Annotated in this window: 1 protein-coding gene and 1 pseudogene; both read left to right on the top strand. The window is 64.7% G+C overall.

The window, feature by feature from the left end; all coding sequences use genetic code 11:
• Positions 1 to 201: pseudogene (locus tag ABID19_RS34300) on the top strand (adenosylmethionine--8-amino-7-oxononanoate transaminase); the annotation flags it as partial.
• Positions 198 to 1,111 (top strand): beta-ketoacyl-ACP synthase III (locus ABID19_RS34295; RefSeq protein WP_263807312.1); only part of this gene is annotated, 914 nt, incomplete at its 3' end. The pseudogene ABID19_RS34300 and the gene ABID19_RS34295, both read left to right, overlap by 4 nt.

Here is a 1,111-nt window from a genome sequence, read left to right as displayed (position 1 = left end):
GATCTGCACGCCGGCTCAGCCGGCTATCTGGCCGAGATCGGGCCAAAACTGCGCGCTTTTTTCCTCGAGCGCGGACTGCTGGTGCGTCCGCTCGGCAATGTGCTCTATCTTCTGCCGCCCTATTGCATCACCGGCGACGAGCTCGACGGGCTCTACGACGCCATCGCGGAGGCCGGCGAACGCTTCGGCTCAAAACCATGAGCCGATCGTCGCGCATTCTCGGGTTTGGTCATCATGCGCCTGGGCGCAAAGTGGCGAATGCCGAGATCGAGAGCAATCTTGGCCTCGAGCCTGGCTGGATCGAAAAGCGCACGGGAATCCGTTCGCGCTTCTGGGCAACGGACGAAGACACGCTGTCTGGCCTTGCCGCGCAGGCCGGCGATATGGCGCTGGCGAACGCCGGTATCGACCGTAGCGACATTGGTCTGCTGTTGCTCGCCACTTCGACGCCCGACCATCTCCTGCCGCCAAGCGCGCCCCTGGTCGCGCACAAGCTCGGCCTTGGCCGCGCAGGCGCGGTCGATCTGACCGGTGCCTGCGCCGGCTTCATCTATGCGCTGATGTTCGCGGATGGATTCACCCGCCTGCACGGCAAACCAGCGCTGATCATCGCCGCCAACATCCTCAGCCGCCGCATCAACCCGGCCGAGCGCGCCAGTTCGGTCCTTTTCGCCGATGCCGCCGGCGCCCTCGTGATCGGTCCGTGCGAGGACCCTGATCGGGGCGTTCTCGGTGCCTCGGTGGATTCCGACGGCTCGCGCTACGGGCTGATCCAGATCCCGGCGGGCGGAAGCAACGTCCCGTTCCAAAGTGGCCTGGATCTCGGGCAAACCCGCATGACGATGACCGACGGCCGCGAAGTGTTCGCAAGGGCCGTGGACATGATGACTGCATGTTCAAAGGACGCGCTCGCCGCAGCCCGAACGCAGCCGCAGGACATCGATCGGTTCGTGCCGCACCAGGCCAATGCCCGCATTTTCGATGCGGTCGGGAGGAGCCTCGGCATTGCAGATCACGCAATCGTCAAGACAATCGCCGACTACGGCAACTCTTCCGCCGCGACGATCCCGCTATCGCTTTCGCTAGCCCATCAGATGGAACCGTTTCGGCC

Origin of the sequence: Mesorhizobium robiniae, from assembly GCF_040545535.1 — a bacterium.
GTDB lineage: Bacteria > Pseudomonadota > Alphaproteobacteria > Rhizobiales > Rhizobiaceae > Mesorhizobium > Mesorhizobium robiniae.
The sequence above is the reverse complement of the archived record's forward strand: the minus strand, read 5'-3'. Positions and strand labels throughout refer to the sequence as shown.